Annotated in this window: 24 protein-coding genes and 1 tRNA gene; 13 read left to right on the top strand and 12 right to left on the bottom strand. The window is 64.4% G+C overall.

The genetic code is table 11. The features are described 5' to 3' along the window. Positions 1–265 precede the first annotated feature (265 nt). From FNL56_RS14035 to FNL56_RS14025, 3 genes are all read right to left on the bottom strand, one after another. Positions 266–898 carry an ATP-dependent Clp protease proteolytic subunit gene (locus FNL56_RS14035; RefSeq protein ID WP_143573296.1) on the bottom strand — a complete coding sequence of 211 codons (633 nt, stop codon included), beginning with the start codon at positions 896–898 and terminating at the stop codon, positions 266–268. A gap of 486 nt (positions 899–1,384) precedes the next feature. Continuing rightward, positions 1,385–2,746 carry a trigger factor gene (gene tig / locus FNL56_RS14030; RefSeq protein ID WP_143573294.1) on the bottom strand — a complete coding sequence of 454 codons (1,362 nt, stop codon included), beginning with the start codon at positions 2,744–2,746 and terminating at the stop codon, positions 1,385–1,387. A 161-nt stretch (positions 2,747–2,907) separates the two neighbouring features. Next, positions 2,908–2,992 (bottom strand) — tRNA-Leu (locus FNL56_RS14025). A 151-nt stretch (positions 2,993–3,143) separates the two neighbouring features. Here FNL56_RS14025 and FNL56_RS14020 point away from each other — a divergent pair. After that, entirely contained in the window at positions 3,144–4,475 is a 1,332-nt protein-coding gene (locus FNL56_RS14020) for a multicopper oxidase family protein (RefSeq protein WP_143573292.1), read from the top strand. A 1-nt stretch (position 4,476) separates the two neighbouring features. Here FNL56_RS14020 and FNL56_RS14015 read toward each other — a convergent pair whose 3' ends face one another. Continuing rightward, positions 4,477–5,973, bottom strand: coding sequence for an NAD(P)H-hydrate dehydratase (locus tag FNL56_RS14015; protein ID WP_143573290.1), 1,497 nt, complete (start codon positions 5,971–5,973; stop codon positions 4,477–4,479). A gap of 400 nt (positions 5,974–6,373) precedes the next feature. Between FNL56_RS14015 and FNL56_RS14010 the strand changes: the two genes are divergently transcribed. The 5 genes from FNL56_RS14010 (at position 6,374) to FNL56_RS13990 (ending at position 12,505) form a co-directional block, all read left to right on the top strand. Continuing rightward, the gene (locus FNL56_RS14010) at positions 6,374–6,712 is read left to right on the top strand and encodes a P-II family nitrogen regulator (RefSeq protein WP_143573288.1); all 339 of its coding nucleotides are present in this window, start codon (positions 6,374–6,376) and stop codon (positions 6,710–6,712) included. 107 nt (positions 6,713–6,819) lie between these two features. Further along, positions 6,820–8,229, top strand: coding sequence for a type I glutamate--ammonia ligase (glnA, locus tag FNL56_RS14005; RefSeq protein ID WP_143573286.1), 1,410 nt, complete (start codon positions 6,820–6,822; stop codon positions 8,227–8,229). A 162-nt stretch (positions 8,230–8,391) separates the two neighbouring features. Next, positions 8,392–9,555, top strand: coding sequence for an AI-2E family transporter (locus FNL56_RS14000; protein ID WP_143573284.1), 1,164 nt, complete (start codon positions 8,392–8,394; stop codon positions 9,553–9,555). Between the two features lie 339 nt (positions 9,556–9,894). Further along, positions 9,895–11,973 carry a putative bifunctional diguanylate cyclase/phosphodiesterase gene (locus FNL56_RS13995; RefSeq protein ID WP_143573283.1) on the top strand — a complete coding sequence of 693 codons (2,079 nt, stop codon included), beginning with the start codon at positions 9,895–9,897 and terminating at the stop codon, positions 11,971–11,973. Between the two features lie 121 nt (positions 11,974–12,094). Beyond that, positions 12,095–12,505 (top strand): flagellar basal body rod protein FlgC, encoded by a 411-nt coding sequence (locus FNL56_RS13990; protein ID WP_143573281.1) that lies wholly within the window; start codon positions 12,095–12,097, stop codon positions 12,503–12,505. Positions 12,506–12,564: 59 nt separating this feature from the next. Here FNL56_RS13990 and FNL56_RS13985 read toward each other — a convergent pair whose 3' ends face one another. The 6 genes from FNL56_RS13985 to FNL56_RS13960 form a co-directional block, all read right to left on the bottom strand. Next, on the bottom strand, positions 12,565–12,861 hold the full coding sequence (locus FNL56_RS13985; protein WP_143573279.1) for an antibiotic biosynthesis monooxygenase family protein: 297 nt from the start codon (positions 12,859–12,861) through the stop codon (positions 12,565–12,567). 63 nt (positions 12,862–12,924) lie between these two features. After that, positions 12,925–13,161 carry a hypothetical protein gene (locus FNL56_RS13980; protein ID WP_143582106.1) on the bottom strand — a complete coding sequence of 79 codons (237 nt, stop codon included), beginning with the start codon at positions 13,159–13,161 and terminating at the stop codon, positions 12,925–12,927. Positions 13,162–13,195: 34 nt separating this feature from the next. After that, a complete protein-coding gene (locus FNL56_RS13975) occupies positions 13,196–14,443 on the bottom strand; it encodes a GGDEF domain-containing protein (protein WP_143582105.1) in 1,248 nt (415 codons plus the stop codon). Positions 14,444–14,664: 221 nt separating this feature from the next. After that, positions 14,665–15,141, bottom strand: coding sequence for a 30S ribosomal protein S9 (gene rpsI, locus FNL56_RS13970; protein ID WP_143573274.1), 477 nt, complete (start codon positions 15,139–15,141; stop codon positions 14,665–14,667). Further along, positions 15,141–15,605, bottom strand: a complete 465-nt coding sequence (gene rplM, locus FNL56_RS13965) for a 50S ribosomal protein L13 (RefSeq protein WP_143573272.1) — start codon at positions 15,603–15,605, stop codon at positions 15,141–15,143. The genes rpsI and rplM overlap by 1 nt, the downstream gene beginning before the upstream one ends. A 161-nt stretch (positions 15,606–15,766) precedes the next feature. Beyond that, the gene (locus tag FNL56_RS13960) at positions 15,767–16,198 is read right to left on the bottom strand and encodes a PaaI family thioesterase (RefSeq protein ID WP_143573270.1); all 432 of its coding nucleotides are present in this window, start codon (positions 16,196–16,198) and stop codon (positions 15,767–15,769) included. A 75-nt stretch (positions 16,199–16,273) separates the two neighbouring features. Between FNL56_RS13960 and FNL56_RS13955 the strand changes: the two genes are divergently transcribed. From FNL56_RS13955 to FNL56_RS13945, 3 genes are all read left to right on the top strand, one after another. Further along, positions 16,274–17,092 (top strand): enoyl-CoA hydratase, encoded by an 819-nt coding sequence (locus FNL56_RS13955; RefSeq protein ID WP_168202937.1) that lies wholly within the window; start codon positions 16,274–16,276, stop codon positions 17,090–17,092. Positions 17,093–17,249: 157 nt separating this feature from the next. Further along, positions 17,250–17,834 carry a CoA-binding protein gene (locus FNL56_RS13950; protein WP_143573266.1) on the top strand — a complete coding sequence of 195 codons (585 nt, stop codon included), beginning with the start codon at positions 17,250–17,252 and terminating at the stop codon, positions 17,832–17,834. Between the two features lie 149 nt (positions 17,835–17,983). Further along, positions 17,984–19,264 carry an O-acetylhomoserine aminocarboxypropyltransferase gene (locus tag FNL56_RS13945; RefSeq protein WP_143573264.1) on the top strand — a complete coding sequence of 427 codons (1,281 nt, stop codon included), beginning with the start codon at positions 17,984–17,986 and terminating at the stop codon, positions 19,262–19,264. Between the two features lie 135 nt (positions 19,265–19,399). On the opposite strand, the gene FNL56_RS13940 is transcribed toward FNL56_RS13945, so the two are convergent. Beyond that, positions 19,400–20,482, bottom strand: a complete 1,083-nt coding sequence (locus FNL56_RS13940) for a COX15/CtaA family protein (RefSeq protein WP_143573262.1) — start codon at positions 20,480–20,482, stop codon at positions 19,400–19,402. 127 nt (positions 20,483–20,609) lie between these two features. Here FNL56_RS13940 and FNL56_RS13935 point away from each other — a divergent pair, with 127 nt between their 5' ends. Both FNL56_RS13935 and FNL56_RS13930 read left to right on the top strand, forming a co-directional pair. Beyond that, the gene (locus FNL56_RS13935; RefSeq protein ID WP_143573260.1) at positions 20,610–20,828 is read left to right on the top strand and encodes a DUF2842 domain-containing protein; all 219 of its coding nucleotides are present in this window, start codon (positions 20,610–20,612) and stop codon (positions 20,826–20,828) included. An 82-nt stretch (positions 20,829–20,910) separates the two neighbouring features. Then, the gene (locus tag FNL56_RS13930; protein WP_143578983.1) at positions 20,911–22,095 is read left to right on the top strand and encodes a GNAT family N-acetyltransferase; all 1,185 of its coding nucleotides are present in this window, start codon (positions 20,911–20,913) and stop codon (positions 22,093–22,095) included. Positions 22,096–22,189: 94 nt separating this feature from the next. Here FNL56_RS13930 and FNL56_RS13925 read toward each other — a convergent pair whose 3' ends face one another. After that, entirely contained in the window at positions 22,190–24,571 is a 2,382-nt protein-coding gene (locus FNL56_RS13925; protein ID WP_143573256.1) for a GumC family protein, read from the bottom strand. A 177-nt stretch (positions 24,572–24,748) separates the two neighbouring features. On the opposite strand from FNL56_RS13925, the gene FNL56_RS13920 reads away from it, so the two are divergent. Further along, a complete protein-coding gene (locus FNL56_RS13920; RefSeq protein WP_143573255.1) occupies positions 24,749–25,384 on the top strand; it encodes a polysaccharide biosynthesis/export family protein in 636 nt (211 codons plus the stop codon). A 2-nt stretch (positions 25,385–25,386) separates the two neighbouring features. Beyond that, positions 25,387–26,517, top strand: coding sequence for a glycosyltransferase family 4 protein (locus tag FNL56_RS13915; RefSeq protein ID WP_210245395.1), 1,131 nt, complete (start codon positions 25,387–25,389; stop codon positions 26,515–26,517). Positions 26,518–26,607: the final 90 nt, after the last annotated feature.

Below are 26,607 nucleotides of genomic sequence, written 5' to 3'. Positions count from 1 at the left end.
TGCTGTCAGCCGATGATCAAGAATTCGCTAATCGCAACGGTGCCTGACACCGTGACAATAGCGTGATTTGCTCCCGCTGCGCGAGCGCCGCCATCAAATTCGGCGGCCGAGGCACGAAAGCCACACCCCGACGAGCACGAAAGTGGAACGCTCGCAAAGGCGAAACGGAACCTGATACCGATCGCGGCGGTATCTGTCCGGATCACAGCCCGATCCGGGACAGATAGCGCGAAGGCGCCGTCTGTCCCGGTTCGCCAAATGTGTCCTACGGCGCCTTCGCGGACGATTCTTCGGCGCGCTTGTCGATCACCTTGTCGATCAGACCGAATTCCCTGGCCATGTCGGCGGTCAGGAACTTGTCGCGCTCCAAGGCCTCCTCGATCTTCTCATAGCTCTGGCCGGTATGCTTGACGTAGATCTCGTTGAGCCGCTTCTTCAGGTTCAGGATTTCCTGGGCGTGCAGCATGATGTCGGTCGCCTGGCCCTGGAAGCCGCCGGACGGCTGGTGCACCATGATGCGCGAATTCGGCAGCGAGAAGCGCATGTCCTTATGGCCGGCGCAGAGCAGCAGCGAGCCCATCGAGGCGGCCTGGCCGACGCAAAGCGTCGAGACCGGCGGGCGAATGAACTGCATGGTGTCGTAGATCGCCAGGCCCGACGTCACCACGCCACCCGGCGAATTGATGTACATCGAGATTTCCTTCTTCGGATTCTCGGCTTCGAGGAACAGCAGCTGCGCGACGGTCAGCGTCGACATGCCGTCCTCGACCGGACCGGTCACGAAGATGATGCGCTCCTTCAGCAGGCGCGAGAAGATGTCATAGGCCCGTTCGCCGCGGTTGGTCTGTTCGACCACCATGGGCACGAGGTTCATGTAGGTTTCCACCGGATCGCGCATTGATCACCCGAAAGGTTAGAGAAGGTCTGGTTTGGCGGGGACGCGCGTCGATCGGCGAGAGAGAACCTGTAAAGGCTGGCCGGACGAGGACGAACGTCCCGTGATGCAGGAATAACAATCAGAGCCCACAGATATGAGCCAATCGGGCGGCGACAAGGCCACAGGCCGTCGATGCCCTCTGGCACCAGTTCAAGCCGATTCTTGCGGCCACGGCAAAGCGATGCAGCAACTCTATCGCCGGTATCGAGACATAAGCTTAACGCCGGCCGAAAGCCGGAGCCATCGGTGGCGCTCAACCACCTCTCCCCGGTGTGGAGAGGTCGGAGCCTCGCGTCAGCGAGGGTTCGGGTGAGGGGCGACGGCCTATCGACGGCGCCAAGCCCCCTCACCCGGATGGGTTCGCTTCGCTCTCCCATCCGACCTCTCCCCTCTAGCGAAGCTTGCTTCGCGCGGGGGGAGAGGTGAAGGAGAGCACGGCGGCCTGGATCAGGCCGCGGTCTTGTCCGCTTCCTCGTCCTTGTAGAGCTCTTCGCGGCTGACCTTCTTCTCGGTCACGTTGGCGAGCTCAAGGATGTAATCGACCACCTTGTCCTCGTAGATCGGTGCACGAAGCTGGGCCAAGGCATTGGCATTGTTGCGGTAATAGTCCCAGACTTCCTTCTCGCGACCGGGCATCGAACGCGCCCGCTCGATCACGGCGCGGGACACTTCGTCGTCGGTCACAGTGATCTTGTTCTTCTCGCCGATCTCCGACAGCACAAGGCCGAGGCGAACGCGGCGGTCGGCGATCTTGCGGTATTCTTCCATCGCGGCTTCTTCGGTGGTGTTCTCGTCCGCGAAGCTCTTGCCGGTCGATTCCATCTCCGACTTGATGGAATTCCACATCAGCTTGAACTCTTCCTCGACCAGCGACGGCGGCGCGCCGAACTGGTGGGTTTCGTCGAGACGATCCAGCAGCACGCGCTTGACGCGCTGGCGGGTCGCGCCGGCGTATTCCTGGGTCAGGCGCTCCTTGGCGGCTTCCTTGAGCTTGTCGAGCGATTCCAGGCCGAGCGTCTTGGCGAACTCGTCATCGATCACGGTATCGACCGGCGACTCGATCTTGGTCGCGGTGGTCTCGAACTCGGCCGGCTTGCCGGCCAGCGTGTCGCTGGCATAGTTCTTCGGGAATTCGACCTTCAGGGTGCGGGTTTCTCCGGCGCCGATGCCGATCAACTGTTCCTCGAAGCCCGGGATGAAGGTGTTGGAACCGATAAGGACCTGGATGTCCTCGCCGGTGCCGCCGTCGAACGGGGTGCCGTCGATGGTGCCCTTGAAGCTGACGGTGACACGGTCGCCGGAGGCGGCCTTCTCGCCCTCGGCCTTGGCGTTGAACGCGCGGTTCTGGTCGGCGACGCGCTTGATGGCCTCATCGACGTCCGACTCGGCGACCTCGGCGACCGGCTTCTCGACCGAGAAGCTCTTGAAGTCGGCCAGTTCGATGGCGGGGACGACTTCGATCGCCACGGTGTAATTGAGGTCCGACTTGCCGCTCAGGATGTCTTCGACTTCCTTCTGCTCGGTCGGCATCGTCACCTTGGGCTCCGTGGCCAGGCGGAAGCCACGCTCGGTGAAGATCTGCGAATTGGTGTCGCGGATCAGCTCCTCGACGGTCTCGGCGGCGACCGAGCGGCCGTACAGGCGCTTCAGGTGGCCCATCGGGACCTTGCCGGGGCGGAAGCCGTTGAGCTTGACCTTGCCCTTCATGTCGTCGAGGCGCGCATCGACCTTGGCTTCGATGTCGGCGGCCGGAACGTTGACCTGGAATTCGCGCTTCAGCCCGTCGGAAACGGTTTCATTCACCTGCATGGCGTCAATCTTCTTCTCGCTGGTCCGGCGCGCAGGCCGGACGTTGTAAAATGGTGCAATGGCAGGCCGAAACCTTCCACCGTTCGTGTCGAGCCCATTCCATCAAGGATCTCCTTGTCGAAACGTGCCCGGAAAACTCAATGTCAAACGCTGTGAACGTTTGGTGCGGGCGGAGGGACTCGAACCCCCACAACTTGCGTCGGCGGCACCTAAAGCCGCTGCGTCTACCAATTCCGCCACGCCCGCGTAAAACATGCTGTTCGGCCGCGATGCCGCGAGCGGCGGGCTTATAACATGGGGATGATGGTTCGCATCAAAAAAAATGGGTTTGGCAAGCCCTGCGACACAATCACCGCCGTACTGGACACCGGCCGGCGAAAATGGTCGGGATTCCGACATGACACACGCGCCACCTGCCCTCAGCCGCCGCACCCTGCTCGCCGGATTGGGCGGGACGATTCTGGTGCCTTCGCTGGCCTCGTGGACGCCATCACCGGCCGCTGCCCAGGGGCGGCCTTCCCTCGCTTTGCGCGCCGGGGCTGGAACGCTGGCGCTGGCCCCCGGCACGCCGACGCCGGCCTGGCTGCTCTCGGGGGCCGACGAAATTCTCCGGTTCAAGCAAGGCGATGAGATCGACATCAGCCTCCAGAACGACCTGCCGGTGCCCATTGCGCTGATGTGGCGTGGCCTTGGTGGCATCGCGCGCGCCGAGCCGCTGCTCGGCCGACCGCCCATGGCCGCCGGCGGCAAGGACGCCTTCCGGCTGCCGCTGCGTCATGCCGGCACCGGGCTGCTCGACGCCCGGTTGCTCGGCGACGGCCAGGCGCTGCCGTCACCGGCGCGGGCCTGTGTCGTGCAGGAGGCCGCGCCACCGGAGGTGGACCGCGACGAGGTCTGGCTGATCGAGGATTTCCGGCTGCGCGCGGATGGCACCGCGATCGCCCCCGGCAGCGACCCGAAAGACGCCGCAACGCTGTTCACGATCAACGGCAAGCCGACCCTCGACCTCGCAGCCAGAATCAACGAGCGGCTCAGAATTCGGATTATCAATGGCTGCCAACGATCTGTCATTGCTTTACGAATTGAGGATCAAGAGATCCGCGTGATGGCCATTGACGGGCAGCCCGCCGAGCCCTTCCTCGCCCGCAACAGCCAGCTGGTGCTGGCGCCGGGCACGCGGATCGACGCCTTCATCGATATCACCAAACCCGCCGGAACGACTTCCGGCCTGATGCTCCATGACGGCAAGCAAGCCCGCACGATCGGCAAGCTCGTCGTCTCCGGCGAGGCCCCGGCCCGCGACCGCGCCCTGCCGCCACCCGCGCCGCTGCCGTCCAACGGGCTGCCGGCGCGGCTGGATCTCAAATCGGCCCAGCGCATCGATCTGACGATCGGGGGCGCCGCCGCGGCCAAACCGGAATGGGTGAAGCCTGCCGGCATCACCGCGTCGGCGCCGGCCTTTCGCGTCAAGCCCGGCCGCGTCGTCGTGCTCGCCCTCACCAACCGGGACAACACCGCGGCGGTGTTTCATCTGCACGGCCACCCCTTCCGCCTGCTCGACCGGCTCGACGATGGCTGGAAGCCGTACTGGCTGGACACGCTGGCCATGCAACCCAACCAGACCCACCGCATCGCCTTCGCCGCCGAGTATCCCGGCCGCTGGGGCATGGAAGCCTTTGCCACCGACTGGGCCGCGCCCAGGCTGATGCGCTCGTTCGAGGTCGCCTAGCTCAATACTGGAACTCGAACCGGTCATAGAGCCGTCGGAACACTGCGGGGAGCGTCTCCGGCAGGTCCTCTGCGATCAGACCCGGCCCGGCCTCTGAGCCGGCCTCGCCGTGCATCCAGACGCCGATGCAGGCAGCTTCGAAGGCGGCAACGCCCTGCGCCAGGAAGCCGGCAATGATCCCCGCCAGCACGTCGCCGGAGCCCGCGGTCCCCAGCCAGGGCGGCGCGTTGGCTGAAATCACCGCGCGGCCGTCCGGCGATGCGATTACGGTGTCCGGCCCCTTCAGCAGCACGACGGCGCCGGCGCGCTCGGCTGCCGCACGCACCCGCTCGAGCTTCGAGCGCAGTGGATGTTTGTTGCTCATGTCACTGAACAACCTGGGGAATTCGCCTTCATGCGGGGTCAGAACAATATGCACTTCCGGCGACGCCTTGATCGCCGCGAACAGTTTTTCCGGCGCGTCGGCAAAGCTGGTCAGGGCGTCGGCATCGAGCACGGCGTGACGTTTCGCCGACAGCAACGCCAGCACGAAGTCGCGGGTGCGGTCGCCGACGCCGGCGCCCGGCCCGATCACGCAGGCATTGACCTTGCGGCCGATCAGCTCAGCAAACTCCTCGGCCGTGTCGACCGGCCGCACCATAATTGCCGTCAGCGCGCCGGCATTGACCGCCAGCGCCTCGCGCGGCGAGGCCACCGTCACCAGCCCGGCCCCGGCGCGCAGCGCGCCGCGGGCCGACAGCCGTGCCGCGCCGGTCGAGGCAATCCCGCCCGAGAGGATCACGGCATGGCCGTGGGAGAATTTGTGACTGTCGATCCGCGGCGCCGGAAATGCGGTGGCCCAGGCGTCCGGCGTATTGTCGGAAGTCAGCGGCCGGATCGTCTCCAGCACATCGGCATCGATGCCGATATCGACCACCCGCAACTGCCCGGCATGGACCCGTCCCGGCAGCAGCATGTGGCCGGGCTTCGGGCGAAAGAACGTCACCGTCTCCAACGCGCGGACCGCGGCGCCCACCACGGCGCCGGTGGTGCCGTTGATTCCGCTCGGCAGGTCCACCGCCAACACCGGCACGCCTGCGGTATTGATCGCCTCGATCATCGCCAGCGGTTCGCCCTTGACGGGCCGATCCAGCCCGGCGCCGAACAGCGCGTCGATGATCAAGGCCGGCGATCCGATCGCAGCGGGATCCCAGGACAGGATCTGCCCCTTCCACGCGGCTGCCGCCAATGCGGCGTCTCCCTTGAGCGTGGCGGGGTCGCAGAGCAGCATGACTTCGACCTCGCGCCCGCGCGCGGCCAGTTCAGTCGCCGCGACAAAGCCGTCGCCGCCATTGTTGCCGCGCCCGGCGATCACCAGGATCGATCCCTCGTCTGCCAGATCCATCGCCGCATCGGCCACAGCCTGGCCGGCACGGCGCATCAGTTCGAAGCCGGCGATGCCGGCTGCGATCGTCAGCCGGTCCGCCTCGCTCATTTCGGCCGTCGTAAGAACTTCCATGTCGTTTCCTCTACGCCTCATCGGGAGGCAATGGCCGGGTCGCTCTGGCGATCCAGCTAACGTATATTTGCACTCTGATTGTGCAGTCTGCACAAATAGCATGCTAAAAAACCGCCGCGCCGACTGGTCGGTCACGGGGGTAGCCTTGTAATGACCTGATAATGCTCGAAAGTTAGACTGCCTCGTCAGTTGGCATGGACCCTGCTTTTACGAGCCTGCTTCTGACCGTCACCTGTAGGCGATGGAGGGGTGGCTGACCGCCTGTGATTCCCCGCTTCGATGGGAGCGACATGGGGACAGCCTAATAATGCCCACAACAGGGTATCGATCAGTCTGCGCGATAGGCGCAATGTAACGCAACGTGCGGCCTGACTTAGTGGAAGTGCCGGGGAGACGCTCAGTGAAGAAAATCGAAGCCATCATCAAGCCATTCAAGCTCGACGAGGTAAAGGAAGCACTTCAGGAAGTCGGATTGCAGGGAATCACGGTTACCGAAGCCAAGGGATTCGGCCGCCAGAAGGGCCATGCCGAGCTCTACCGCGGCGCCGAATACATCGTCGACTTCCTGCCCAAGGTGAAGATCGAGATCGTGATCTCCGACGATCTGGTCGAGAAGGCCATCGATGCCATCCGCCGCGCGGCCCAGACCGGACGCATCGGCGACGGCAAGATCTTCGTGTCCAACATCGAGGAAGCCGTCCGGATCAGAACCGGCGAATCCGGCCTCGACGCCATCTGAGCCTGCGTTCGCAACTTCTGAGGCTATCGAAAGCACTCCGGAACGGCTAGAGATAGCCGGCCGCCGCCGCGCGGCCGCGTTCCGACGACCAGCCAAAGAGGGTATTCATGACGACCGCCAAAGAAGTCCTGCAGTCCATCAAGGACAATGACGTCAAATACGTCGACCTGCGCTTCACCGACCCCCGCGGCAAGTGGCAGCACGTCACCTTCGACGTCTCGATGATCGACGAAGACATCTTCGCCGAAGGCACGATGTTCGACGGTTCCTCGATCGCCGGCTGGAAGGCGATCAATGAATCCGACATGATGCTGATGCTCGACCCGGCGACCGCCGTGATCGATCCGTTCTTCGCAGAGACCACGATGGTCATCACCTGCGACATTCTCGAGCCCTCCACCGGCGAACCCTACAACCGCGATCCGCGCGGCATCGCCCGCAAGGCCGAAGCGATGGTCCAGTCGATGGGCATCGGCGACACCGTGATGGTCGGCCCGGAAGCCGAATTCTTCGTGTTCGACGACGTCCGCTTCTCGTCCAGCCCCTACAACACCGGCTTCAAGCTGGATTCGTCGGAGCTGCCGACCAACTCCGACACCGAATATGACGGCGGCAACCTCGGCCACCGCATCCGCACCAAGGGCGGCTACTTCCCGGTTCCGCCGCAGGATTCGGTGCAGGACATGCGCTCGGAAATGCTCGGCGCGATGGCCCGCATGGGCGTCAAGGTCGAGAAGCACCACCACGAGGTTGCTTCCGCCCAGCACGAACTCGGCATGAAGTTCGACACGCTGACCCACATGGCCGACCAGATGCAGATCTATAAGTATTGCATCCACCAGGTCGCGCACATCTACGGCAAGACGGCCACCTTCATGCCGAAGCCGGTCTATGGCGACAACGGCTCGGGCATGCATGTGCACCAGTCGATCTGGAAGGACGGCAAGCCGGTATTCGCCGGCAACAAGTATGCCGACCTGTCGGAGACCTGCCTGTTCTACATCGGCGGCATCATCAAGCACGCCAAGGCGATCAACGCCTTCACCAACCCGTCGACCAACTCCTACAAGCGCCTGGTCCCCGGCTATGAAGCCCCCGTGCTGCTCGCCTATTCCGCGCGCAACCGTTCGGCCTCCTGCCGCATCCCCTACACCACGTCGCCGAAGGCCAAGCGCGTCGAGGTCCGCTTCCCCGACCCGATGGCCAATCCGTACCTCGCTTTCGCGGCGATGCTGATGGCCGGCCTCGACGGCATCAAGAACAAGATCGATCCGGGTCCGGCGATGGACAAGGACCTCTACGACCTGCCGAAGGAAGAGCTGAAGTCGATCCCGACCGTCTGCGGCTCGCTCCGCGAGGCGCTGGAAAACCTCGACAAGGACCGCGGCTTCCTGAAGAACGGCGGCGTGTTCGACGACGACTTCATCGACAGCTACATCGAGCTGAAGATGACCGAAGTGATGCGCTACGAAATGACCCCGCATCCGGTCGAATTCGACATGTACTACTCGCTGTAACATTGCGCGGATCTCTTCCGCACATTATCGCATGAAGCAAAGGGCGCCCCGGCAACGGGGCGCCCTTTCGTTTTGGAAATTGGTTCGGGCGACGCGCGATCTTCGCTTGATCCGGCCGGTATTTGCCGAAAGAGTGCGGTGAATTCGCAGCGAGGATCGAACGTGCCCCCTGAAGACGCCATCACTAAACGCAGCGACCTCGCCTGGGCCATCGCCGTCGGCGGCATCAGCACCGTCGCCTTTGCGATCTTCGTGGTGTTCGCCTGGTATTTCTCCGCCACGTTGTTTCTGATCTTCGCGGGCATTCTGCTCGGTGTTGCGCTGAATGCGTTGACCGAACTGTTCGGCAGGGTGATGGGCGGCCCGCACGCCTTGCGCCTGACCATCGTCTGCCTGCTGCTCACCGCGCTTCTGGCCGGCGTGGTGTTCCTCGGCGGCTCCACGATCGCCGACCAGGCGAAGGTGCTGAGCACGACGCTGAAATCGCAGATCGTCAACGTCAAGACCTTCCTCGAGCAGCACGGAGTCGACACCAGCTATCTCGACTTCGGCGGCCTCGCCAGCGAGGCCGACGGGTCTGTGAAGCCGGAGACACCCGTGAAACCCGCGCCGGCTTTCCCGGGGGAAGCCAAGACTAACAACCTTCCCAGTGCCAGCGCCTTTGCCTCCAGCGGCGGCGCCATCGTCAGCCAGACGCTTAAGATCATTCTCGGCGCGGTCGGCGCGCTCGGAAATTTCTTCATCGTGCTGTTTCTCGGACTCGCCTTCGCCGCCCAGCCGAGCACCTATCGCAGGGGCCTGCTGTCGCTCACGCCGAAGAAGTATCGCGCGCCGATGACCGTCATTGTGGATAATATCAGCGGCACGCTGGAGCGCTGGCTGATTGCCCAGATGATCACCATGCTGGCCGTCGGCAGCGTCACCTGGATCGGCCTGATGCTGATCGGCGTGCCCAGCGCCTTCATCCTCGGGGTTCAGGCCGGGCTGCTCGCCTTCATTCCCACCGTCGGCGCCCTGCTCGCGGGCCTGATCGTCGTGCTTGCCAGCCTGGCCTCTGGCTGGTTCGCCGCGGCCAGCGCCTTCGTGCTGTTCCTCGGCGTCCATGCCATGGAGAGCTATGTGCTGACGCCGATCCTGCAGCGCCAGGCGCTCGACATTCCGCCGGCCACCCTGTTCGCGTTCCAGATCATGCTCGGCATCGTCTTCGGCGTCTGGGGACTGGCACTGGCGCTGCCGGTGCTGGCGATCATGAAGGTGGTGATCGACTTCCTGCGCGAGGCGGACGAAGACGATAGCGGGGCCGAGCCGGTTGCCAAGGCTGCCTGATCACGACGCCCCTTCAGCATCACGCACTTTGTAAATCGGCATAGAACCGCCGCCACAACCACCTGCTGTCGGCGTCGCTTTGCAAAAGTACCGATTGCGCGCCGCCGTCATGCAAAGCGCGATCCGGTTTTCAGTCATCAGTTGTTCAGGCTGTCAAAAAATTCAACGTCAACGCCGCGCAGGTTCAGCGTCGATACACGCTGAATTAATCCGACGAGGCTTGTATGGACACGCTGCCGTCGACCTCCGAAGCTCGTTAGTAATTTAGTCATCTAAATTCTATCAGTGCCAACCCGGTTGCCGCTTCAGATCGTAGCTCGCTGAAAGGAAACCGGACCCATGCTCTACGCCCTGTCATGCCTGCCCGCCCAGCACGATCCGCGTTACATGATCGCCGCGCTGCTGGTGTGCATGTTTGGCTCGCTGCTGTCGATGCGGCTGCTGGCGCGCGTCAGGCGAAATAGCGGTGCCCGGCGCCTCAATCTGCTGTTCCTCTCCGGGCTTGTCGCGGGCGGCACGGTCTGGACCACGCACTTCACGGCGATCCTCGGATACGGGTCGCCGCTCGAGCGGGCATTCGAGCCGACGCTCACGTTCTTTTCGCTGGCGATCGTGGTGGCTTTCTCCTGGCTTGGTTTCTTCATCACCACCCGCACCCGGCTGGGGCCCGCCATCGAAGGCGGCGGCGCCATTTTCGGAGCTGGAATTGCCATCATGCACTATACCGGCATGATGGCCTTCGAGGTGCCGGGCATCCTGATGTGGAACCCGGGCCTAGTGACCGTTTCGGTTCTGTGCGCGATGGCCTTCGGCGCTGTTGCCACCAACCGCATCAGCCGGCCGGTGACCCGCTTCTGCAAGTATGGCGGCACGCTTTCCATGATCCTGGCGATCGTCACGCTGCATTTCATCGGCATGGCGGCTGTCACGGTGGTGCCGATGGCGGGTTCGGAAATCCCCGCGCAGGCTTTGTCGGACACCTTCCTTCTTGGCAGCGTCATCGCCGCCATCACGCTGATCATGGCCATGGCGACGTCCGCCTATGCGATCGATCTGCACGCGGCGCAAGAAGCCACCGCGAGCTACCGCCATCTTGCGCTGCACGATCCGCTCACGGGACTTCCGAACCGCAACGGCATTGCACAGCGCCTGGCTGCCCTGCTCACCGGAAGCAGCGACGATACCGCGCGCGTCGTTGTCCTTGCCATCGATCTCGACCGCTTCAAGGATGTCAACGATGCGCATGGCCACGCGGCCGGCGATGCCCTTCTGACCGGCGTCGCCCGGAGGCTAGGCGCCGCGTTGCAGAATGGAGAATACCTCGCCCGCATCGGCGGCGACGAGTTCGTGGCGATCAAGACCGATGTGTTCGCCCGTGCCGAAGCCGTCAAATTTGCCGACCGGCTGCGCGATCTCGTCCTCGCGCCCATTCCATGGGAACACCGCAACCTGTCGGTCAGTTGCAGCATCGGCATCGCGCTGTTTCCCGAACACGGCACGTCAGGCGAGGTCCTGTGCGCGAGGGCCGATCTGGCGATGTACCGCGCCAAGAGCATGGGCCAGGGCAAGATCTGCAGCTACGAAGCGTCGATGGACGAAGTGAGCCGCACCCGCGCGGAGCTTGCGATCGACCTGAAGCGGGCGCTGGCCGCCGACGAGTTCGAGCTTTACTATCAACCCCAGAACGACGTCATGACCGGCAACATCGTGGGCTTCGAGGCGCTGTTACGCTGGAACCATCCCAAAAAGGGTCGGGTTCCGCCCGACCAGTTCATACCGATTGCGGAAGAAACCGGCCTGATCGTCGATATCGGCGACTGGGTTCTGCGAACCGCATGCGCCACGGCGACGAGTTGGAGCCGGCCGTTCCGCGTGGCGGTCAACGTCGCGCCCGCGCAGCTCAATCACGATCTGGCCAAGCATGTCGCCGCAACGCTGCGCGAAACAGGGCTCGCACCCGACCGTCTGGAAATTGAACTGACCGAGACCGGCATTATCGCGGACCGCCAGCATGCGCTGCAGGTCGTGCTGGCGCTGAAGGAGCTCGGCGTCACCGTCGCCATGGACGATTTCGGCACGGGCTATTCTTCCCTGTCGACACTGCAGGCCTTTCCGTTCGACAAGATCAAGATCGACAAGAGCTTCATCCAGTCGGTCGAGACCAGCGTGCATGCCGCCGCGATCATCAAGGCGACGATGCTGCTCGGCCGCAGCCTCGATATCCCCGTGCTGGCGGAGGGCGTCGAGACCACGCGTCAGCTGGAATTCTTGCGCGGCGAGAATTGCGACAGCGTGCAAGGCTTCCTGTTCGGCAGACCGATGCCGCGCGACGTCATCAACCAGATGATCCTCGACGCCGCTAAGACCGGGCGCGCGCCGCCCGAGTCCAAGGGATCGGCATCGGCCGCCGCGGCCTGAGCGGCCAGCCACATGGTGAACGATGCGTTATTCCGACCGTCGGAATCGCGCGGTAGCCGTTGAAGTTTGCTTATCGCAGGCGCCTAGGGTGACGGCCAGGTCATCGCTCCCACGGATTTCCATGAGCAGCATTTCGACCATCGCCCTGTCCGGCATGACCGCGGCGACACGCCGTTTAGCCGTGTCCGCCTCGAACGTCGCCAATATCGCGAGCACCGGCACCCTGCCCGATGCCAGCGGCGCGGTAGCGGCCGGCGCGCCGCGGGCCTATGCACCGCTGGTCGTGGTCGAGACCGCCAGCGCCGGCGGCGGCACCGCGACGTCGGTTGCGACGGCGACACCCTCTACCACCGCGGTCTCCGATCCGCAGGCCCCCTTCGCCAACGCAAGCGGTCTGGTTGCCGCACCCAATGTCGACCTGTCGCAGGAGATGATCAGCCAGCTGATCGCCAGCTACAGTTTTGCGGCCGGCGCGGCGACAATGAAGGCGGACGACCGCATGGCCAAGGCGCTGATCGACATCAAGGCGTAAGGCCAGGCAGGTCGAACGATCAAGCAGGTATGCCGAGCCGGTCTGCAGCGCCTCAGGCCTCAGGTCGTCAGCACGGTCTCGGTGTGCTCCACTTCCGGCGGCGACGCGAAGAATTCGCCGACCAGAGCGCGCCATTCGGCGAAGTCCGGCGATCCCCGGAAATCGACCGTGTGGTCCTCCAGCGTCGCCCACTGCACCATCAGGCGGTAGCGCTGCGGCTTTTCGATCGATTTATGCAGCTCAAAACCCTGGCCGCCCTTGGCGCGCAGGAACAGCGGACGCGCCTTGGCCACCGCGGCCTCGAAAGCCGATTCGGTGCCCGGCTTGACGTCGATCTGTGCGATTTCAGTGATCATGTTCACGGCCTTTGTTGAGGTCGCCATATGTAGCGCAAAGCGCCATCGCGGTGAAGCCCGCGATCAGGCTACCAGCAGCACGGTAGCTAGTACCGCGACACAGCCGCCGAGAAAGGCAACGGTCGGCCAGCGCCGCGCGGCATCGTTGTAGTGCCCCCGGGCCCGACGCTCGCGGATCAGCGCGCTCTCATATTCGTCCGAGGTCGAGAACATGCAGGCAAAGCTGGACCGTGCTGCCACCGCCGCCGCCTCGAGAGAGAGCAGCGCCAGTTCGGAACGGGTTGGACGTGATGCGATCATGCATCAATATAGGGAGCAATCCGTAAACGGAGACTTAGCGCGCCGCCGTGGTGCCGATAGTGAGACCGCCGCGCACCACGCTGGCTTTCGGCGCCGTCTGGCCGTCGATGGCGCGGCGGCCCTGCTCCAGCGATACCGGCTGCTGCTCTTCCGCCGCCTGCACGCGGTTGCGGCCGCCGCGCTTGGCGTCGTACAGCGCGGTATCCGCCGCCGCCAGCAGCACGTCGAGTTCGGTATGGGCCGGCCCGCCGGCGACACCGATGCTGACGGTGGTTACCACCGGCGCGTCGTCGATCTCGATACCGCAGGTCGCAAAGGCTTCGCGAACACGTTCGGCCGCGTTCATCGCCTCTTCCAGATTGCACGGCAGCATCGCTGCGAACTCCTCACCGCCAATCCGCCCGCTCAGGTCGGTGAGGCGCAGCGTCTGCGTGATGATATTGGCGAACAGTTTGAGCACCTCGTCGCCGGCCGGATGGCCGAAGCGGTCGTTGATCGACTTGAAGTGGTCGATGTCGAAGATCATCACGGTGATCGGACGGCCCGCCTTGGCCTCACGCTCGATCATCCGCGCGGTGGCCTCCGAGAAGCCGCGGCGGTTGAACATGCCGGTCAGCGGATCGCAAGAGGCCGCGACCTTGTGCACCGTGACGGCGCGCTCCGACACCAGCATGAAGATCACGAACACGGTACCGACGGCGTAGAGCACCAGTTCGATCGCAAAGATCATCGCCCAGACGCTGGCGCCGGAATGGCCGGTGCCGGAATCCACGACGTCGCCGATCAGGATCGGCAGCATCAGGACGAAACCGTGCAGGAACGGCACGATCACCGTCGGCCAGCGCCGCTGCACCGACTTGCGGCGCTCGGCCCACAATTCGCTGGCGGTCAGCGTGGCGTACAGCGCGACAATGCCGGCGCCGATCGTCATCCGCAGCGCGGAGGCCTCAGGCGGCAAAGTGAGGATGGCGGCGACCCAGGCCGCGGCGCCGAAGCCGAGACCGAGCCAGCTCGGCTTGCGACCGTGGAAAACCCGCGCCGCGTTCCACACCATGGCGCAAGCGACAAAGCCGATGGCGTTGAGCGCCAGCGACAGCACGTCGCCCAGCATCGCGCCGGCCAGGGTCCACAGTCCGACCGAGGCCGCGCCAAGCAGATAGGCCGCGCCCCACCAGTTCAGCGCCGCAATTTTCTCCTGCCGCCCGAAGAACAGCAGCATGGCGCCCAGCATGGCGGCGACCAAGGTCGCGACGAGATAGAGCGTGGAAGTGTCGAGCGACATCGTATGGCCACCGGCAGAAGTTGCAGGATGTCCGCCCAGACGGGCGGAATGGCATTTTACGCCATGGTCAACGATAGGCCGGGCGGATTGGAAAACCGTTTGCACGGAAGCAAAGATTTTCGCGAAAAATCGCGTCAATTACCGTTCATTTGAAACGAAAAGAGCGCCCGAAGGCGCCCTTTGTTGGCTCTGCTGCGTTCGCAGCAAATGCGACGAAGCGATTAACGCTTCGAGAACTGGAAGGACTTGCGGGCCTTCGCCTTGCCGTACTTCTTACGCTCGACGACACGCGAGTCGCGCGTCAGGAAGCCGCCCTTCTTGAGCACGCCGCGCAGGTCGGGCTCGAAGCAGGTCAGCGCCTTGGAGATGCCGTGACGCACAGCACCGGCCTGGCCCGACAGACCGCCACCGGCGACGGTGCAGATCACGTCATACTGGCCGGCACGGGCTGCGGCGACCAGCGGCTGCTGGATCAACATGCGCAGAACGGGGCGTGCGAAGTAGACTTCGACTTCGCGGGTGTTAACGATGATCTTGCCGGCGCCCGGCTTGATCCAGACGCGGGCGACCGCATCCTTGCGCTTGCCGGTCGAGTAGGCACGGCCCTGCTTGTCGATCTTCTTCACGTAGGTCGGGGCGTCCGGTGCCTGCACCTTCAGCGACGACAGCTGGTCGAGGGACTGCATGGTATCCGACATTATGCGGCCCTCATGTTCTTGCGGTTCAGCTCGCCGACGTTGAACGGCTCGGGCTGCTGGGCTTCATGCGGATGCTCGGCACCCGGATAGACGCGGAGATTGCTCATCTGCAGGCGACCGAGCGGGCCGCGCGGGATCATGCGCTCAATGGCCTTTTCCATAATGCGCTCAGGGAAGCGACCCTCGAGGATCGACTTGGCGCTGCGTTCCTTGATGCCACCGATGAAACCGGTGTGGTGGTAATAGATCTTCTGGTCGCGCTTGCGGCCGGTGAAGACCACCTTCGCGGCGTTGATGATGATGACATGGTCACCGCAATCAACGTGGGGCGTGTAGATCGGGAGATGCTTGCCGCGCAGGCGCATCGCGACCAGCGTGGCGAGCCGGCCGACCACGAGACCCGTGGCGTCGATGACGATCCACTTCTTCGTGATCTCGGCTGGCTTGGCCGAAAACGTTTTCATGTGAAAATTCCGTGAAAAGGAGACATCGGCGCGAAAGCACCGAACTAGGCGCGTTTCTAGTGAGGGCTACGGATTCCGTCAATGCCCAATTGCGTCGGGCGACGCAAAATTTATCAGCAAAATCATAATCTTATAAATAAGGTGCAATTTTACCTTCTAATTCAGCCAGCATTTGGAATGGAATAGGTCGAGGTGACGTGGGCGATCGGATCGGCCGAAGTGCCTGATAACAGGGTGACTTCGCCCACCGCGAGGCGTTTTCCGATCTTCAGCAGGCGCGCGGCCGCCAGCACGTCCTGGCCGGGCTGGCCCTTGCGCAGGAAATTGATGTTGAGATTGGTGGTGACGGCGAGGCCCACCGGCCCGATCGCGGACAGCAACACGACGTACATCGCGAAATCGGCCAGCGCCATCAGCGTCGGGCCGGAGACGGTGCCGCCCGGCCGCAGCATGCGCTCATTATAGGTCTGGCGCAGTAGGGACGATGAGCCGTCGGCGCTTTCGATGGCGATATCGCCGGTGCTGAAAGCTTGCGGAAATTCCCTGTGCAGGAATGTTTCGAGTTCGGCCACGCTCATTTTTGCAATCGTCATGTATCCTCACCTGCTCTCGCCTGTTGGCCTCTGTTACAATACGGTGACGGCCCTGCCCAGAGATGGATGTTCTTCATGGCCCTGTCCCAGCGCGCGTCCGACGCGCCCCCCCTCCTGCTTCGCGAAGCAATCGACGCCGTCGCGGTGCTCACGCTGAATCGCCCGGCGGCGCGCAACAGCCTGTCCGAAGGCCTGATCGGCGACCTGCATTTGGCACTCGATGCCATCGCCGGTGACCGTACCGTGCGCGCCGTGGTGATCGCCGCCAACGGCACGGTTTTCTCCGCCGGCCACGACCTCAAGGAGCTCACCGCGCGCCGCGTCGACGCCGATCGCGGGCGGGCCTATTTCGCGCATATGATGTCGATCTGCAGCGCGATGATGCAGGCCGTGGTGGCGCTGCCGAAGCCGGTGATCGCCTGCGTGCAGGGCGTGGCGACCGCGGCGGGCTGCCAATTGGTGGCGAGCTGCGATCTGGCGGTGGCTTCCGAGGCCGCGACGTTCGCCACGCCCGGCGTCGATATCGGGCTGTTCTGCTCGACACCGATGGTGGCTCTGACGCGAAATGTCCCGCGCAAGCAGGCGATGGAGATGCTGCTCACCGGCGAACCGATCACGGCGGCGCGCGCCCGCGAAATCGGCCTTGTGAACCGCGTCGTGGCCGCAGGCCTTGAGCGTGACGCCGCGATTGCGCTGGCCGAACAGGTGGCGCGCAAATCTGCGCATACGGTGAAGCTCGGCAAGGAGGCGTTTTATCGACAGGCCGAGATGAATCTCGCCGACGCCTACAGCTTTGCCGCCGGAGTGATGACCGAGAACATGATGGCCCGTGACGCCGAAGAAGGCATCGGCGCCTTCATCGAAAAGCGTCAGCCCAAGTGGGAAGACCGATAACCCGGCACTTATCCGTAGCCCGGATGGAGCGCAGCGAAATCCGGGAATGCCGAGCAAGTTGAACCGCTGCCCCCGGATTGCGCTGCGCTCCATCCGGGCTACCGACTTCGTTGCAACGGCTCCTCGCAATGACGGGCCGTTAGCGTTGGAAATGAACATGAACCACGACAGCTACAGCGACGATCATATCCGCGAGATCCTCAACAGCGTGAAGACCATCGCGATGGTCGGCGCCTCGCCGCAGAATGTGCGGCCGAGCTATTTCGTGTTCAAATATCTCGCCGAGCGCGGCTACGACATGATCCCGGTCAATCCCGGACAGGTCGGCAAGAGCCTGATCGGCAAACCGTTCGTCGGATCATTGCGCGAGATTGGCCGACCCATCGACATGGTCGATATCTTCCGCAGCGCCGAGCACATCATGCCGGTGCTCGACGAGATTCTCGCTTTGCCCACGCTGCCGAAGGTGATCTGGCTGCAGCTCGGCGTCCGCCATGACGAGGCCGCGGCGAAGGCCGAGGCCGCAGGCATCACGGTCATCATGAACCGCTGCCCGAAGATCGAATATGGCCGGCTGTCGTCGGAGATCGGCTGGATGGGCGTCAACTCGCGCACCCTGAGCTCTAAACGCGGTCCGGTGCCGACGATGGGGATGCGGCTGTCGCTGAATCGCGGCAGCATCGGCGGCGCCGGCACCGCAGCCGCCGACCGTGCGGCAAAAAGCAGGAACGACGACGCCTGAGCGCGCGATCCGACCGTTTCGTTTCACGGCCATAGCGCAACGCAGCACAGAAATTGCGAACTAGCGGCTTGTTGATGCATCGCCTTGACGGCGGCGGCGCGCACCATCAGCATGCCGCCAACTTGTCGAAACGATTTCAGGGAGAGACCATGACCGACCGCCTTCCCGGCTTTGCCACGCTGGCCGTCCACGCAGGCGCGCAGCCCGATCCAACCACCGGCGCGCGCGCGACGCCGATCTACCAGACCACATCCTTCGTGTTCAACGATTCCGACCACGCGGCATCGCTGTTCGGACTGCAGTCGTTCGGCAATATCTATACGCGCATTACCAATCCGACGACCGCAGTGCTGGAAGAGCGCGTCGCAGCACTTGAAGGCGGCACCGCGGCGCTGGCGACGGCCTCGGGCCACGCCGCGCAACTGGTCGTATTCCAGCAATTGCTGCGTCCGGGCGATGAATTCATCGCGTCGCGAAAACTCTATGGCGGCTCGATCAACCAGTTCACCCACGCCTTCCAGAGTTTCGGCTGGAATGTGGTGTGGGCCGATTCCGACGATATTGCCTCGTTCGAGCGCGCGGTGACCGACAAGACCAAGGCGATCTTCATCGAATCGATCGCCAATCCCGCCGGCTCCATCACCGATATCGAGGCGATTTCCGCCGTGGCGCGCAAGGCCGGCGTGCCCTTGATCGTCGACAACACGCTGGCGACGCCGTATCTGATCCGGCCGATCGACCACGGCGCCGACATCGTGGTGCATTCGCTGACCAAATTTCTCGGCGGCCACGGCAATTCGCTGGGCGGCATCATCGTCGATGCCGGCACCTTCGACTGGTCGAAGGACGGCAAATATCCGATGCTCAGCGAGCCGCGCCCGGAATATCACGGCATCAAGATCCAGGAGACCTTTGGCAACTTCGCCTTCGCGATCGCCTGCCGCGTGCTGGGGCTGCGCGACCTCGGCCCGGCGCTGTCGCCGTTCAACGCCTTCATGATCCTGACCGGCATCGAGACGCTGCCGCTGCGCATGGAGCGCCATTGCGAAAACGCCCGGGCGGTCGCCGAATTCCTGTCGGCGCATCCCGCGGTGGCCGCGGTGAATTACGCCGGCCTGGCTGGCAATCGCTACCACGCGCTGGCCCGCAAATATGCGCCGAAAGGCGCCGGCGCGGTGTTCACCTTCAGCCTGAAGGGCGGCTACGAGGCCGGCGTCAGCCTGGTCTCGAAGCTGAAACTGTTCTCGCATCTGGCCAATGTCGGCGACACCCGCTCGCTGGTGATCCACCCGGCCTCCACCACCCACAGCCAGCTCGACGACGACGCCAAGACGCGCTCGGGCGCGGCGCCGGACGTGGTGCGATTGTCGGTGGGCATCGAGGACAAGGAAGATCTGATCGCGGATCTTGAGCAGGCGCTGGGGGCGTAGCCCTTAACTGTCATTCCGGGGCGCGAGCAGCTTGCTGCGAGCGAACCCGGAATCTCAGCGTGGGACGATGAACACATCTTGGTTCCGGGTTCGCGCTCGGCTCACGCCGCCCGCACCCCGGAAAGACAGTCTTGTTCAGGCGGCCTTGCTGGCCAACGCGAATTTTGCGGGAGCGGTTCGCTTCACCTTCATCCGCTCGACCTGCAGCACCGACAGCGTCAGCACCACGATCGCCATCGCCTGATGCGACAGCGCCAGATCGATCGGCACCTGATACAACAGCGTCAGGATGCCGAGCATCGCCTGCGCGGTAATCGCCGCGACCATCCACAGCGCGCCGTTGATCACCGCTTTGTCAGCCCGCGACCGCACCGCATCCACGGCGTGCCAGATCGCCAGCGCCAGCAGCGCATAGGCCGTCATGCGGTGCTCGAACTGCACGGTCAGCACATTGTCGAACAGGTTGCGCCACCACGGCTCCTCGAAGAACAGCCGTGCCGCGGAGGGGATCAGCGCGCCGTCGATCTCCGGCCAGGTGTTGAACACCCGACCTGCCCGCAGCCCAGCCACCAGCGCACCGAAATAGATCTGCAGGAAGGTCAGCCCGAGCAGCACCACGCTGGTGATGCGCAGCCGCCTATTCGCCGCCACCGGCGTGCGGTCGGTCAGTTGCCGCAGCGTCCAGACGATCGCGGCAAAGATCACCAGCGCCAGCACCAGATGGGTCGCCAGCCGATATTGCGACACCTCGACGCGCTTGGTGAGACCCGACGCCACCATCCACCAGCCCACGGCTCCCTGCAGGGCGCCAAGGCCGAAGATCACCCATAGCCGTTTCTTCAGGTCGGAACCCAGCACGCCTGACCAGAAGAACCAGAGGAAGGGCAGCAGATAGACCATGCCGATGACGCGGCCGAGCAGCCGATGGCTCCATTCCCACCAGAAGATGGTCTTGAATTCGTCGAGGCTCATGCCGGAATTGAGCTCGCGATATTGCGGGATCGCCTTGTAGGCCTCGAACGCCTCGTTCCAGTGCGCCTGGGTCAGGGGCGGCAGCGTGCCCGTGACCGGCTTCCACTCGACGATCGACAGGCCGGATTCCGTCAGCCGCGTCGCGCCGCCGACCAGCACCATCAGCGCGATCAGCGCGGCGACCGCGATCAGCCACGCCCGCACCGGGCGCAGCCTTGAGTCGTCGCGGAGGGAACCGGTGGTCATGGGCAGCCTCGAACGGTCTGGACGTCAACCGCTTGAACGGATTTCTGCGGCCCTTATAGTCCGGCCAACCGCGGCGTGCAAAGCCTGCACCTGCCCCACGCCCTCCTTCGGTCAGCACATTTCCGTCATGCGAATCCGCACCCGCAAATTCCTCGGCACCATCTTCCTGCTTGTGCTGGTCGTGATCTGGTCTCTGCTCGGCATGGCGGTGGCGCAGATGCCGTGGCTGGCCGCGTCCGGCTTTCGGCAGGCCATCTTCTATGTCGTTGCCGGGCTCGGCTGGGTGCTTCCGGCGATGCCGATCGTCAGTTGGATGTCGAAGCGGAATCCGGAACCCCTCACCTGATCCAGGCACCTCTTACGCTTTCTTGACGAATCTCTGCCAAGGTAAGCGACGAAACACCCGAGCAAATCCCGAGAAGGCTGAAATGCCCATGGCCGCTGTGATCGATGGTCCCGCGGCCGCCGCACCGGCAGCTTGTCGCATCGCGCGCGTCGAAATTTTCAGCGACATGCAGGCCGCCGAGCCGATCTGGCGATCGCTGGAAACCTCCGCGCATCTGTTCACGCCCTATCAGCGTTTCGATCTGCAGGCCGCCTGGCAGATACATATCGGCGCAAGCGAGGGTGTGCGGCCGCTGATCGTCGTCGCCTATGACGCGGCCAATGAGCCCTTGCTGCTGCTGCCGCTCGGCCTGCGGCAACAGCGCGGCATGGCGGTTGCCTGCTATCTCGGCGGCAAGCACATCACCTTCAACATGCCGCTGTGGCGGCGCGATTTCGCCGCGGGCGCCGGCAAGGCCGAGATGGACGCGCTGCTGCGCGGCATCCAGCGGCACGTCACCCGGGTCGATGTGCTGGCCCTCGCCCGCCAGCCGCAAAGCTGGCTCGGCATGGCCAATCCCCTCGCCTTGCTGCCGAGCCAGGCCGCGACCAACGGATGCCCGGTGCTGCGAATGACACCGGGCGCGGCACCCGGCGACCGCGTCAGCGCTTCGATGCGCAAGCGCCTGAAGACCAAGGAACGCAAATACGACAGCGTGACCGGCTATCGCTATCTGCAGGCCCGTTCCGAGGCCGACATCACGCGCATCCTCGATGCCTTTTTTGCCATCAAGCCGTTGCGCATGGCGGAGCAGAACCTGCCCAACGTGTTTGCCGAACCCGGCGTCGAGGCCTTCATCCGCGACACTTGTGCTGCGCCACGCGACGGTGGCCACGTCATCGATCTGCATGCGCTGGTCTGCGACGAGGAAGTGATCGCGATGTTTGCCGGCGTCGCCGACGCCGGACGCTTCTCGATGATGTTCAACACCTACACGATGTCGGAGAATGCGAAGTATAGCCCCGGCCTGATCCTGATGCGGACCATCATCGACACCTACGCCGAGCATGGCGTCACCTCGCTCGATCTCGGCATCGGGGGCGACGATTACAAGCGGATGTTCTGCAAGGACGACGAGCCGATCTTCGACAGCTTTTTGCCGCTCACCGGCCGCGGCCGGCTGGGCGCGCTCGGGCTGTCATCGCTTGCGCATGCCAAGCGCATGGTCAAGCAATCGCCGGCCCTGACGCAAATGGCGCAAAAACTGCGCGGCGCGTTGCAGCGCTGATCCTCTCACCGATACAGACATTGGTTTCTCACCCTCCCCTGGAGGGGGAGGGTGAAGAGCGCCACCGCCTTAGCCTAGATTGCTGAGCTCGTATTTACGCCGCTGCGACCTGCGCGGGTGCATTCGCCGCGGCCGGATCGACGTCCGAATGCAGCATCGCCACCTCGGCGAAGCCGACGGCGCGGAGCTGCCCGGCCATCAGCGCGCGCGCTTCCGCGTCCATCGACGACTCCGGCATCACGACCGCGCGGGCCTGCGAGGTCAGCAGCCCGGCCGGCAGGTCCGCGGCCGTGCCGGCATCGAGCAGCACGTGGTCGTACACCCGCAGCAGCGCGTCGAGCGCCATGGTCAGCCGCGGCGACTGCAACAGCGCGCGGTCGGCGCCGGCGCGCCCCATGCTGACCATGTGAACGGCCGACATCCGGTCCTTGGTGATGACCTGACCGAACGAGGCCTCGCCCAGCATCAGTTCGGCCAGCCCGGGTGCCGCGGGATCATTGGACACTGCCCTCAATTCCGGCGACGCCGACGACAGGTCGACCAGCACCACCTTGGCACTGCGCGCCAACAGCCGCGCCAGGGTCAACGCCGTCAGCGAGATGTTGTCCTGCTGCCCGGTGCCGAGGATGGTGATCTTCCTTGCCGAGGCGCCCGCAGCCCGCAGTGACACTGCGAGCTTTTCGATCTCGCTGACCTTGGCGGCCAATTCGGGATGGGTTTCGCGCACGACCGGTTCAGGCGCCACGGCGACCGGCGCGGGCATCGGCGAGGGTGTCGAAATGAATGCGGGCGTCGGGGCAGGCTCGACGACCGGCGGGATCGGCGTTTGCGCCACGACGGGCGCAGACGCCACGACGACGGGCCTTTCGACAACAGGTGCCGCGGCGACCAGCGGCTCGACGAAGGCCGGCGCGGCACGCGCCACGGCCATCGCAGGACGCGGCGCGGTCATGCGCAGCAATTCGCCTGTGACGATACTGCCGGCGGACAGCATCAGGGTCGCCAGCGTCGCGATCAGCACGATCGGCAATTTCTTCGGATAGGCCGGCGTGTTCGACACGATGGCGCGCGATATGATGCGGCCATCGGTGGGTGCGGCCTCAATGTTCTCCCGCGTCGTCGCCTCGCGATATTTGGCGAGATAGGTTTCCAAGAGGTCGCGCTGCGCCTTCGCCTCGCGCTCCAGCGCGCGGGCCTGCACGTCCTGGCCGTTGGTCGAGGTCGCCTGCTTCTTGACCTGTTCGAGGCTGTTGGTCAGGCCATCGACGCGGCCGGCGGCGATACGAGCATCGTTTTCCAGCGAACGCGAAAGCTTGGCGGCCTCCTCGCGCAACTGGCGGTCGAGGTCGCCGAGCTGCGCCTTCAACTCCTTGATGCGCGGATGGCCGTCGAGCAGCGTCGAGGATTGTTCGGCGAGCTGCGCGCGCAGCGTGACGCGCTGCTCCGACAGCCGGCGCAGCAATTCCGAATTGAGAATTTCGGACGACTCGATCGGCCGCCCGCTCTGCAGCATGTCCTTGATCATCCGTGACTTGGATTCAGCATCGGACTTCAGGGCGCGGGCATTATTGAGCTGGGAGTTGATCTCACCGAGCTGCTGGTTCGACAGCGACGTGTTGTTGGTGCCGATGAACAGGCTCGACTTCGAGCGGAAATCCTCGGCGCGGGATTCCGCGTCCGCCACCTTCTTGCGCAGGTTGTCGATCTCGCCGGACAGCCATTGCCCCGCGGCCTTGGCCTGCTCCTGACGCGCGCCCTGCTGCATCGTCAGATAGCCGTCGGCGATCGAGTTGGCGACCCGTGCTGCCAGCTCCGGATCGCGCGACTGGAATTCGATCACCATCACGCGGGACTTGTCGACCGCATAGGCCGTCAGCCGCTCGTAGTAGGAGTCGAGCACGCGCTCCTCGGGCGTCATCGAGAACGGATCGCGCCCGATGCCGAACAGCGCCAGCAGCGTCTTGATCGGCGACATGCCGTCCAGCACCGGATCGAATTCCGGCCGCTCGGCGAGCTTGTTCTTCTTAATGATGTCACGCGCCAGATCGCGCGACAGCAGCAATTGCACCTGGCTGGTGACGGCTTCGGCGTCGAGCGAGGTGCGCTCCTCGTTGCGCTCGCCGTTCGGCCGCAGGAAGACGTTTTCGCGCCCGTCGATCAGGATGCGCGCTTCGGACTTGTAGCGCGGCGTGATAAGGTTGACGGCGACCAGCGACAGCAGCAGCGCCAGCGCGGTCGGGATCAACACCCAGGCGCGCTTGCGGTTGAGGGCATGGCCGAGTGCGCGCAAATCGAGATCACCAAGTTGTGGCGGCGGCACGGGCGCGACCGTAGCGGCCATCGGCCGTCGCTGCGCCTTGCGAAACATCGACGTGCTGAACAAGGACCGGCTGGTCGGGCTGGGCTGCGCAACCGCCGGAGCGACCGTATCGCTCGCCCCTTGGTCCTTGCCTTTACGCCAGAATGCCAAACCCATCGCACACTCCTACCAACGCCAACTGCGTCTCACACAGGGACCATTAAATGCGATTAAGGTTGCCGCGCGGTTAATTCGGTACCGCACTCCCCGATATCAGCGCCGGCGTCGCCGGACTCATCGTTTGTTAACCACGAGCACCCTTATTGGAGCACTATCGGTCCGTGGATTTTTCCAATGCGTGTTGCTCCCCATCTCGCCTGTCTTGTCGCTGCGCTGGCACTGTCCGGCTGCATGGGCCGTTCCGGCCCCGTGGCGCAGCGTCAGCCGCAGGGCGGCTTGGATGCCCTGGCGTACGGCGCGCCGACGCCTGGCGCGCCGCTCGGCGTTGCCGTTTCAGCTCATGGCTATGATGCCGCCTACCGGCTCGACGCCGGCGACAAGCTTCGCGTCGTGGTCTACGGCCAGGAAGGACTCACCAATTCCTATGCGATCGATGCCGGCGGCTCGATCACCATGCCGCTGATCGGCGCGGTGCGTGCCCGCGGCCTGACGCCGGCGGCGCTGGCCGGCAGCATCACCGCGCGGCTGCGCAACGGCTTCATCCGCGAGCCCTCAGTGGCGGTGGAGATCGAGGCCTACCGACCATTCTTCATCCTCGGCGAGGTCGCCGCCCCCGGGCAATATCCCTATGTGCCAAACATGAGCGTCGAGGCCGCGGTGGCGATTGCCGGCGGATTCCTGCCGCGCGCCCGTCGCGACGAGGTCATGCTGTCGCATCCGACCGAGCAGGGCATCGTTCGCGCCGCGGTGCCGCTCGGCACACCGATCGATCCGGGCGATACCATCCAGATCGGCGAGCGCTGGTTTTGACGATGGCGCCAGACAGCCAGCCGTTGCGCATCTTGCACGCCGTCCGCGCCCCGGTCGGCGGCATCTTTCGTCACATCCTCGATGTCGCCAATGGCCAGGCCGCCCGCGGTCACCAGGTCGGCATCATCGCCGACAGCCTCACGGGTGGCGAGCGCGCCGCAGCGGCCTTGGCCGAGATCGCGCCGCGGATGGCGCTCGGCGTGCACCGCCTGCCGAGCCACCGCGAACCGCATCTGACCGACCTGCTGGCATGGGCGCAGTTCATGCGTCTGGTGCACAGGCTGGCTCCCAATGTCCTGCATGGCCACGGCGCCAAGGCCGGCGCCTATGTCCGCCTCAAGCTGAGGTCGAAGACCTGCATCCGCGTCTACACGCCGCATGGCGGGTCGCTGCATTATCCGCCGAACACGCTGAAGGGCAAGCTCTACGCCGGCGTCGAGCGGATGCTGATGGACCACACCGAACTGTTCCTGTTCGAGAGCATGTTCGCGCGCAACACCTACCAGCGCGTCATCGGCACGCCGTCGGGACTGGTGAAGTGCGTGTTCAACGGCGTCACCTCCGACGAGTTCGAACCGGTGACCCCCGCCGCCGACGCCACCGACCTGTGTTACGTCGGCGAATTCCGCCACATCAAGGGCGCCGATCTGCTGGTCGATGCGGTGGCGCAATTGCGCGCCGAAGGCCGGCCGGTGACGCTGACGCTGGGCGGCGACGGCGAGGAGACCACGCGGCTGAAGGCGCAGATCGAGCGGCTCGGTCTCGGCGACGCCGTGCGCTTCATCGGCCACGTCAAGGCGCGCTACGGTTTCTCGAAGGGACGCCTGCTGGTGGTGCCGTCGCGTGGCGACTCGATGCCCTATGTGGTGATCGAGGCCGCCGCCGCCGGCGTGCCGATGATTGCCGCCAATGTCGGCGGCATTCCGGAAATTTTCGACGTCCACACCAGCGCGCTGTTCCCGCCGGGCAACGGAGCTGCGATCGCTGACGCCATCCGAACGGAACTCGACGAACCCAAGGCGGCATTAGCGCGGGCGAAGGCAATGCGCGAACGCATCGCGCAGCACTTTTCCCAGGATGCGATGGTCGAAGGCGTAATCGCCGGATATCGGCAGGCCTTTGCCAATCGTTAACCACCGTTTACCTGTAACAATTTATTCCGAAATACCCATTAGACGTTGACGCCATGTCAGGCGTCGCACACCACTGCGCCGGGCCCAGCT

Source organism: Tardiphaga sp. vice304, assembly GCF_007018905.1.
Lineage (GTDB): Bacteria > Pseudomonadota > Alphaproteobacteria > Rhizobiales > Xanthobacteraceae > Tardiphaga.
This window is presented reverse-complemented; position numbering and strand designations above follow the sequence as displayed.

Bases quoted from the DNA above. Each gene is read 5' to 3' on its own strand.
- FNL56_RS13955 (WP_168202937.1), top strand. From the start codon at position 16,274: ATGGCCCTGTCCCAGCGCGCGTCCGACGCGCCCCCCCTCCTGCTTCGC.
- rplM (WP_143573272.1), bottom strand. From the start codon at position 15,605: ATGAAAACGTTTTCGGCCAAGCCAGCCGAGATCACGAAGAAGTGGATC.
- FNL56_RS13995 (WP_143573283.1), top strand. From the start codon at position 9,895: ATGCTCTACGCCCTGTCATGCCTGCCCGCCCAGCACGATCCGCGTTAC.
- glnA (WP_143573286.1), top strand. From the start codon at position 6,820: ATGACGACCGCCAAAGAAGTCCTGCAGTCCATCAAGGACAATGACGTC.
- rpsI (WP_143573274.1), bottom strand. From the start codon at position 15,141: ATGTCGGATACCATGCAGTCCCTCGACCAGCTGTCGTCGCTGAAGGTG.
- FNL56_RS13975 (WP_143582105.1), bottom strand. From the start codon at position 14,443: ATGTCGCTCGACACTTCCACGCTCTATCTCGTCGCGACCTTGGTCGCC.
- FNL56_RS13930 (WP_143578983.1), top strand. From the start codon at position 20,911: ATGCCCATGGCCGCTGTGATCGATGGTCCCGCGGCCGCCGCACCGGCA.
- FNL56_RS13935 (WP_143573260.1), top strand. From the start codon at position 20,610: ATGCGAATCCGCACCCGCAAATTCCTCGGCACCATCTTCCTGCTTGTG.
- FNL56_RS13960 (WP_143573270.1), bottom strand. From the start codon at position 16,198: ATGACGATTGCAAAAATGAGCGTGGCCGAACTCGAAACATTCCTGCAC.
- FNL56_RS13915 (WP_210245395.1), top strand. From the start codon at position 25,387: ATGGCGCCAGACAGCCAGCCGTTGCGCATCTTGCACGCCGTCCGCGCC.
- FNL56_RS13920 (WP_143573255.1), top strand. From the start codon at position 24,749: ATGCGTGTTGCTCCCCATCTCGCCTGTCTTGTCGCTGCGCTGGCACTG.
- FNL56_RS14015 (WP_143573290.1), bottom strand. From the start codon at position 5,973: ATGGAAGTTCTTACGACGGCCGAAATGAGCGAGGCGGACCGGCTGACG.
- FNL56_RS13980 (WP_143582106.1), bottom strand. From the start codon at position 13,161: ATGATCGCATCACGTCCAACCCGTTCCGAACTGGCGCTGCTCTCTCTC.
- FNL56_RS14035 (WP_143573296.1), bottom strand. From the start codon at position 898: ATGCGCGATCCGGTGGAAACCTACATGAACCTCGTGCCCATGGTGGTC.
- FNL56_RS13925 (WP_143573256.1), bottom strand. From the start codon at position 24,571: ATGGGTTTGGCATTCTGGCGTAAAGGCAAGGACCAAGGGGCGAGCGAT.
- FNL56_RS13985 (WP_143573279.1), bottom strand. From the start codon at position 12,861: ATGATCACTGAAATCGCACAGATCGACGTCAAGCCGGGCACCGAATCG.
- FNL56_RS13940 (WP_143573262.1), bottom strand. From the start codon at position 20,482: ATGACCACCGGTTCCCTCCGCGACGACTCAAGGCTGCGCCCGGTGCGG.
- FNL56_RS14020 (WP_143573292.1), top strand. From the start codon at position 3,144: ATGACACACGCGCCACCTGCCCTCAGCCGCCGCACCCTGCTCGCCGGA.
- FNL56_RS13950 (WP_143573266.1), top strand. From the start codon at position 17,250: ATGAACCACGACAGCTACAGCGACGATCATATCCGCGAGATCCTCAAC.
- FNL56_RS13945 (WP_143573264.1), top strand. From the start codon at position 17,984: ATGACCGACCGCCTTCCCGGCTTTGCCACGCTGGCCGTCCACGCAGGC.
- tig (WP_143573294.1), bottom strand. From the start codon at position 2,746: ATGCAGGTGAATGAAACCGTTTCCGACGGGCTGAAGCGCGAATTCCAG.
- FNL56_RS13990 (WP_143573281.1), top strand. From the start codon at position 12,095: ATGAGCAGCATTTCGACCATCGCCCTGTCCGGCATGACCGCGGCGACA.